Source organism: Pseudomonas emilianonis, assembly GCF_023072625.1.
Taxonomy (GTDB): Bacteria; Pseudomonadota; Gammaproteobacteria; order Pseudomonadales; family Pseudomonadaceae; genus Aquipseudomonas; species Aquipseudomonas paraveronii.
Window position 1 is genome coordinate 1 of sequence record NZ_JAKNRV010000254.1, and the last position, 7574, is coordinate 7574.

6 protein-coding genes and 4 pseudogenes are annotated in these 7574 nt (G+C 62.8%); 2 read left to right on the forward strand and 8 right to left on the reverse strand.

From position 1 onward, the window contains the following. The 6 genes and pseudogenes from L9Z73_RS21255 to L9Z73_RS21275 all read right to left on the reverse strand — a co-directional run. On the reverse strand, positions 1-442 hold a 442-nt coding region (locus L9Z73_RS21255), incomplete at its 3' end, for an alpha/beta fold hydrolase (protein WP_247405089.1). Positions 443-484: 42 nt separating this feature from the next. Then, positions 485-1075 (reverse strand): amino acid synthesis family protein, encoded by a 591-nt coding sequence (locus tag L9Z73_RS21260; protein WP_065905755.1) that lies wholly within the window; start codon positions 1073-1075, stop codon positions 485-487. Positions 1076-1342: 267 nt separating this feature from the next. After that, positions 1343-1879 (reverse strand): annotated as a pseudogene (locus L9Z73_RS31595) (methyl-accepting chemotaxis protein); the annotation flags it as partial. Positions 1880-2206: 327 nt separating this feature from the next. Then, positions 2207-3286, reverse strand: a pseudogene (locus L9Z73_RS31600) (HAMP domain-containing protein); the annotation flags it as partial. Positions 3287-3418: 132 nt separating this feature from the next. After that, on the reverse strand, positions 3419-4309 hold the full coding sequence (locus L9Z73_RS21270; RefSeq protein WP_247405097.1) for a bestrophin family protein: 891 nt from the start codon (positions 4307-4309) through the stop codon (positions 3419-3421). A gap of 101 nt (positions 4310-4410) precedes the next feature. Continuing rightward, positions 4411-4710 (reverse strand): ArsR/SmtB family transcription factor, encoded by a 300-nt coding sequence (locus L9Z73_RS21275; RefSeq protein ID WP_247405100.1) that lies wholly within the window; start codon positions 4708-4710, stop codon positions 4411-4413. 89 nt (positions 4711-4799) lie between these two features. Here L9Z73_RS21275 and L9Z73_RS21280 point away from each other — a divergent pair, with 89 nt between their 5' ends. Then, positions 4800-5891: an NADH:flavin oxidoreductase/NADH oxidase gene (locus L9Z73_RS21280; protein ID WP_247405102.1), complete on the forward strand. Its 1092-nt coding sequence runs from the start codon at positions 4800-4802 to the stop codon at positions 5889-5891. A gap of 231 nt (positions 5892-6122) precedes the next feature. Here the strand turns inward: L9Z73_RS21280 and L9Z73_RS21285 are convergent, their stop codons facing one another. Further along, positions 6123-6845 carry a FadR/GntR family transcriptional regulator gene (locus L9Z73_RS21285; RefSeq protein ID WP_247405106.1) on the reverse strand — a complete coding sequence of 241 codons (723 nt, stop codon included), beginning with the start codon at positions 6843-6845 and terminating at the stop codon, positions 6123-6125. 47 nt (positions 6846-6892) lie between these two features. Continuing rightward, a pseudogene (locus L9Z73_RS21290) lies at positions 6893-7255 on the reverse strand (dihydroxy-acid dehydratase); the annotation flags it as partial. On the opposite strand from L9Z73_RS21290, the pseudogene L9Z73_RS21295 reads away from it, so the two are divergent. Next, a pseudogene (locus L9Z73_RS21295) lies at positions 7248-7574 on the forward strand (molybdopterin-binding protein); the annotation flags it as partial. The pseudogenes L9Z73_RS21290 and L9Z73_RS21295 overlap by 8 nt on opposite strands.

Genomic DNA, 7574 nt, shown 5'->3' on the forward strand with positions numbered 1-7574 from the left:
CATTCGCGTCCGGGCCGTGTTCGGCGGCCTGGGCGGTACGTGCGATCACGCCGGCACGCTGTTCAGGGCTGCGGTTGAACACACTGTTGAGTACTACCAGGCCCCGCAGGCGCTCGGGGTAATGCAAGGCAAACGCCCGCGCGACCAGGCCGCCCATGGAAAAGCCGATCACGCTGGCCTGGGGCAGTTGCAGGTGATCGAGCAGTTCCAGCAACTGGTCGGCATAGCCGAGCAGCGGGGTGTCGGCGGCCGGGCGCGGGCTGGCGCCATGGCCGAGCATGTCATAGGTGATCACGCGGTAATTCGTGGCCAGGCCAACGACTTGCCCGCCCCACATTTCTTTATTCAGGCCCACGCCGTGGATCAAAACCACAGGCTGGCCTTGGCCGGTCGCCAGATAACTGGTGCCAGCCGGGGTGCGTTCAGCGGTGAGCCGAATCATGGAGCGCTCCTGCATGCTTTTTGTTGGGGTGGCCGGTCTTGCTTACTGGGCTTTTTCAGCCGCCAGCTCTTCCAGGTCGATATAACGGTTGCCGATGCGCGGATGCAGGCGGCCGCCATCGGCGCAACCGAGTACCACGACGATTTCGTCGGCACGCGGCGCATCTTCGATCTGCATTTCCAGGGTGATGTAGTGCGAACGCAGGCCTTCGTCGTCCTTGTGCATCATCGGGATCTGGATCGACGTGCCCGGGCCGCCGCGCTTGTTGGTAAAGCTCAGGTAGCTCTTGGCCTTGACCGCCTCACGGTAATGGTTGCCGAAGCGCAGGGTATGGATGATCGCACTGGCATGTTCGATCTCGCCGTCGGCACCGACCACTGCCGCCTTGCCGTAGGCCTCGATTTTTTCCGCACCGCCGATGATGCCCACCAGGCGCTCGACCATCAGCGCGCCGAGGTCGGAGCAGTTGGCACGGATCTCAGGCTTGAGGTCTTCGACGAAACCACGACCCAGCCAAGGGTTTTTCAGCACCACGGCCAGGCCGACCATGGTCACCGGAGTGTCCGAGGCTTTGCCGCCTTCGATAAAGGTTTCTTCTACGTAGCTGACGATCTTGCGGATTTCGAAACTCATGGGCTGCTCCGTCTGGTGTGAGATGTCTGCGTATGATGGTATACCATAATACGAGAATCGCAATAGACGTCAGCGCGTTCGAATGATCGACGGTTGCGCGCCGCCCTCATCTGCGGATGCGGACAGTGACGCCAAGGTCGGCGGGATGTGCGGGTGTGTGCGGATGTACCTCGAGGCAACCGGCTGCGCGGTCGAGCTCAAGGTGAAGGCTGGCGTGGGGTCAGCAGCAGAGGCGGTGAGTGGCTCACCGCCTTGCATTGGCGGGGGTTAGAACTTGAAGCGGCCTACCAGGGCCTTGAGCTGACCGGAAATATCCGTCAGGCGGCCAGAGCCGGTCTGTGCCGAGTGGGCAAAGTCTTCTACTAGCTGGGCATCGGCGTGGATCTGCGCGATGTGTCGGTTGATCTGTTCGGCGACTTGATGCTGTTCCTCGGCGGCGGTGGCGATTTGGGTGTTTTGGTCGCGGATCGAGTCCACCGAGCCTTGGATCTTGTCGAAGCTGTCGCGGGCCTGCTGGATGCGTTCCACGCTGGTTTGCGACACCTGCAGGCTGCCCTGCATCTGCAGGGTGACTTCCTGGGTGCGGCGCGCGAGGTTGCCGAGCAGGCTGTCGATCTCGCCGGTGGAGTCGGCGGTGCGACGGGCCAGGGCGCGCACTTCGTCGGCGACCACTGCAAAGCCTCGGCCCTGGTCACCGGCGCGCGCGGCTTCAATCGCTGCGTTGAGCGCCAGCAGGTTGGTCTGCTCGGCAATCGAGCGGATGGTGTCGAGGATGGTGTTGATGTTTTTGCTGTCCTGCTCCAGCAACTGCATGGTCTGGGTCGATTTTTGCAGTTCTTCGCTCAATTTGAGCACGCTGCCGGTGGCTTCGCCGATGTGCTGCTGGCCGTCATGTACATCGCGGTAGCCTTCGTCGGCGCTGGACGCGGCGGCGCTGCAGGAGCGGGCGACTTCGTTGGCGGTGGCCACCATTTCGTTGAACGCGGTGCTCACCAGTTCCACCGCTTCACGCTGGCGGCCTGCGGCCTGGTTCATGTTGTTGGCCACTTCGCGGGTGTCGGCGGCGGCGGTTTGCAGGTCGGATGAAGCACTGCCGATGCGCTGTACCAACTGGGCGATCATGCTCAGGAACTGGTTGAACCAACCGGCCAGGCTGGCGGTTTCGTCCTTGCCTTGCACCTTGAGTTGACGGGTGAGGTCGCCTTCACCTTCGGCGATTTCTTGCAGGCCGTCGGCGACTCCGCGAATCGGGCGCACGATCATGCTGGCGAAGCTCGCACCGACAATCGCGAAGACTACGGCGAGTACCGCTGCAATGGCCGCGATCAGCCAGGTCAGACGCGTGGCGTCGGCCATCACTTCGTCGCGCTTGATCAGGCCGATAAAGCGCCAGCCCAAGTCTTTGGAACTGACCACGTTGGCCATGTAGGCCACGCCATCGATATCGACTTGGGTCACGCCGTCACCGCGCTTGGCCAGTTCGGCGTAGTTGGCGCCAAGTTCGGTCATCGGCTTGAAGTTGTGCTTGGCATCGCTGGGGTCCACCAGCACGTTGCCGTTGGCTTCCACCAGCATCAGGTAGCCGCTGTCGCCCAGCTTGATGTTGCGCACCAGCTCGGTGAGCTGCTTGAGCGAGACGTCCAGGCCGACCACGCCGAGCAGGGTGCCGCTGGCGTCGACCACGGTATGGACCGTGCCGATCAACACCACATCGTCCGGCGCCCAGTAGTAGGCCCCGGTCCGCACGGTGGTACCCGGTGCGGCCACGGCGGCTTTGTACCAGGGGCGCACGCGCGGGTCGTAGTTGTTCAGTTTGGTGTCGTCAGGCCAGCTCGCATAACCGCCGTCGCTCAGGCCCAGGGACAGGTAGGCGGTGCTCGGATGGCTTTTGGCGAACTGCTCGAATATCGCCAGCAGCTCTTTATTGGTCGGCGTCAGCGCGATTTGCGCAGCGTCGGCACCGGCGTAGTTCTTCAGCTCCTTGGCCGCGACAACGCGCGGGTCCTTGGCCACGTACTCGACGTTCTGGCTGATGCCGTCGAAGAACTGCTTCATGCCGTTATCGATCTGACGGATCTCGCGGCCGCTGCTGTCGAGGAAATTGGCCACAGCCGCCTCGCGCAGGTTCAGCACCACCAGCACCGCCACCAAAATAACTGGCACGCACGCGATGGCCGCAAACGCCCAGGTCAGCTTTTGCTTGATATTCATGACTTCTCCCGCGGGTATTTATAGTTTTGGCAAGGGGAAAACAGTAGCGTCGCATGTGTTTTTATGAGGGGTGCGGCCATGCGTACCCCTTATATCGACCGCCGGGGCACGCACTTGAGGCCGTGGGTGCGTTCAGCCGATACGGTTGCCGCCCAGCGCATCACGCTGCATCGACTGCAGGTTTTTCTCGATGGTTTCGCAGATGCTTTCCATCTGGATCTGATGTTCGCTGGAGTGAAACGGGCTTTGCAGGTCGGTGCCGATGCGTTCGATGGCCAGCAGCATAAAGCCCACCACCGTGGACGCCAGCGGGGTGAACCAGCCCAGGGCTTCCACCAGGCCCACCGGTACGATCAGGCAAAACAGCGAAATGAACAGGCGCGGGAAATACACGTAAGGGTAGGGCAGCGGGGTATTGGCGATGCGTTCCATGCCGCCTTGGGCGTTGGACAAATCCACCAGGGTCGACTCCAGCCGCGCCAGGCGAATACTGTCCAGGCGCCCGGCTTTGTACTCCCTGGCCAGCAGCGCCGCCGAGCCGGTGAGGATGTCATTGGCAAAGTTGTTGGTGGCGCCGTTGCGCGCAAATTCCTCGGCCGGGATAAACGCCCGCACCTCATCGGGGCATGGCTGGCCCTTGAGGTGAGAGGCCAGGCAGTTCACGTAGGCCACATGGCGACGCAGCAGGGTGGCCTTGACCGGGTTCACGTCGCTGCCAAGGTCATCCAGCAGCGTCAGCACCTGCCGCGCGAAGCTGCGCGAATTGTTAACCATGGCGCCCCATAAGGTGCGCGCTTCCCACCAGCGGTTGTAGGCACTGCTGTTCCGAAAACTGATCAGCACCACCAGCGCTGAGCCGAGCAAGGTCAGGGGCATCAGCGGCAGGTTGATCTTGGCGGTGAGAAACAGCATGAAGTCCACGGTGACGGCGACGTCCCACAGCAACAGCCAGAACAGGGCCCAACCGACATACCCCATGGTTTTGATGATCAGGCGGTATTTTTCGATGATGGCAGCTTTCAAACGGAGACCTCGCGGCGAGCGATAAGCAATAGTGCCTAAGCTCGGACGTTGGTTTGCGGTGAAAGGTTCGCGGTCAAGGATTGTGCAGGCTGAATCGTTTCTCAGTGCTGAGCCAAAATGCTCGCCAGCAACCCAGGAAAGCGCGCCTCAAGCACGTCCGCGCGCAACGAATTCAGATGAGTGGTGCCGACGCTGCGGGTGTGGACCAGCCCGGCATCGCGCAACACGCGAAAGTGGTGGGACATGCTGGATTTCGGCCGCCCGCCGTCCAGTTCGCCGCAGGTGGCTTCGGGTACGCCGGCCAGGCAGCGCACGATTTCCAGGCGCACCGAGTCGCTCAAGGCGTAGAGCACGCGTTCGAGGGTCAGGTCTTGTTGGGCGGGGTGTTTGAAGGCTCGCATAAAACAAATGATAACAGGGCTGGCGTTGAATACCATAGTTCGAATACCATCGAACTATCGAATCACGCACTTGCCCCTGGAGGTTCCCGATGGCTGCTTTGTTTGAACCCTACACACTTAAAGACGTGACCTTGCGTAACCGCATCGCGATCCCGCCGATGTGCCAGTACATGGCCAACGACGGTATCGTCAACGACTGGCACCACGTTCACCTCGCCAGCATGGCCCGTGGCGGCGCCGGTTTGCTGGTGGTTGAAGCCACCGCAGTGTCCCCTGAAGGCCGTATCACCCCCGGTTGCGCGGGTATCTGGAGCGACGCCCACGCCCAGGCGTTCGTGCCGATGGTCAAGGCCATCAAGGCTGCTGGTGCGGTACCGGGCATTCAGATCGCCCATGCCGGTCGTAAGGCCAGTGCCAACCGCCCGTGGGAAGGGGATGACCATATGCCGGCTTCCGATGCGCGCAGTTGGGAAACCCTCGCGCCGTCGGCCATTGCGTTCGGCGCCAACCTGCCTAACGTGCCGCGCGCCATGACCCTGGACGACATCGCCCGCGTGCGCCAGGACTTCGTCGACGCCGCCCGCCGTGCCCGCGACGCCGGTTTTGAATGGATCGAACTGCACTTTGCCCACGGCTACCTGGCCCAGAGCTTTTTCTCCGAGCATTCCAACCAGCGTACCGATGCCTACGGCGGCAGCTTCGATAATCGCAGCCGTTTCCTCCTGGAAACCCTGGCCGCTGTGCGTGAAGTCTGGCCGGAAAACCTGCCGTTGACCGCGCGTTTCGGCGTGATCGAATACGACGGCCGTGACGAGCAGACCCTGACCGAATCCATCGAGTTGGCCCGTCGCTTCAAGGCCGGTGGCCTGGACCTGCTGAGCGTCAGCGTCGGCTTCACCATTGCCGACACCCAGATCCCGTGGGGCCCGGCGTTCCTGGGGCCGATCGCTGAGCGCGTGCGCCGCGAAGCCGGTATTCCGGTCACTTCGGCCTGGGGGTTTGGCACGCCGCAACTGGCAGAAGGTGCGTTGCAGGCCGGGCAGGTGGACTTGGTCTCGGTGGGGCGTGCGCATCTGGCTGATCCGCATTGGGCGTACTTTGCCGCCAAGGAGCTGGGGGTAGAGAAAGCGTCCTGGACCTTGCCTGCGCCGTATGCCCATTGGTTGGAACGCTATCGCTGAGGCAGCCGCTCAGCAGGGCCTGTGGGAGATGTTGAGCCCCGGCGAGGCCGCGATAGTGGTGGGTCAGGCAGCAACAATGCTGGCAGAACCACCGTCATCGAAGCCTCGCTGGGGCTCGACATCTCCCACATTTGATCTCCAGGGCTGACAGAAAGTGTTCCTGCGCCCCCACCTTGCGGGCACCGTCGAGCCCCACATTTGATCTTAATGGCTGTCGAACGAGGGTGGGGCTTACAACGGCGTCAGCACATTCATCACCGTATCCAGCGCTACCCGCGTGTCGTCCAGTTGCACCAGCGAAGCATGCCGGGCGCCGAGGGCGTCGCGGTTCTGGATCGCGGTGAGGATCGCCTTGTGGCGGGGCAGGCTCAGGCCCTGGATATCCGGGCGGCGGTTGGTGATGTTGATCGACTCGCGCAGCGGCAGCGACAGCATGTTGCACATATAGGCCAACAGGTCGTTGCGCGTGGCGTCGGCAATTGCGCGGTGAAAGTCCAGGTCGGCCTGTAGCAGCGCGTCGTGGGTCTGCGCGGTTTCCATGCCGAGGTAGGCTTTTTCGATGGTGGTGATGTCTTCGTCGGTGGCCGTGGTCGCGGCCATGGCGGCGATTTCCGGCTCGAGGATGCGCCGCACACCGGCCAGGGTGTTGAAAAACTCGCTATGGGGCGTGGACTGCATCAACCAGGACAGTACGTCCGGGTCGAGCAGGTGCCATTTCAGCCGTGGCCGCACCACTGCGCCCACCCGTGGCTTGGAGTACACCAGGCCCTTGGCGCTGAGCACTCGCGTGGCCTCACGCAACACTGAGCGGCTGACCTTGTACTCCTCGCAGAGCGTGGCCTCCATGGGCAGTCTTTCTTCCGGCTTGAAGCGGCCGGAAACGATGTGCATGCCCAAGTCCTGGACGATCTGGGCATGCATGCTCTTGCGCGGCTTGGACGGCTGGTGATCCATAACGACAGGGATGCTCTGGCTAAATAGGCGGCATCATAGCATCCCAATTAGTGGGAATGACGTGGGACTTCGGCCCCACGGCAACCTACCAGGAAATCGAAGTCGCAGCCCTGGTCCGCCTGCAGCACGTGGTCGATGTACAGCTGGCGATAGCCTCCGACGATCAGCTTCTGCGGGGGTTTCAGGTCGGCCATGCGCGCCGCCAGCTCGGCGTCGGGGATGTCCAGGTGCAAGCGCCCGTTGGCGCAGTCGAGTTCGATCCAGTCACCTTCCTGCACCGTGGCCAACGGCCCGCCGGCAGCGGCTTCCGGTGCCACATGCAAGACCACCGTGCCATATGCCGTGCCGCTCATGCGCGCATCGGAAATCCGCACCATGTCGGTCACGCCCTGGGCCAGCAGCTTGGCCGGCCTGGGCGCAGTTGACCTGATTCTGTCGACCGGCGGTGTGTCGGTAGGCGAGGCGGATTTTCTCGGCATTGCCCTGCGTGAAGAGGGCGAGCTGGCCTTGTGGAAGCTGGCGATCAAGCCCGGCAAACCGCTGACCTTCGGCCATTTTCGTGGCGTGCCGGTGATCGGCCTGCCGGGCAATCCGGCGTCGACACTGGTGACGTTTGCCCTGTTGGCGCGCCCCTATCTGCTGCGCCGCCAAGGTGTGGCTGAAGTCCAACCGCTGCGGTTTGAGGTGCCGGCAGGGTTCGTCTGGCCCAAGCCGGGCAAATCCGCCTCG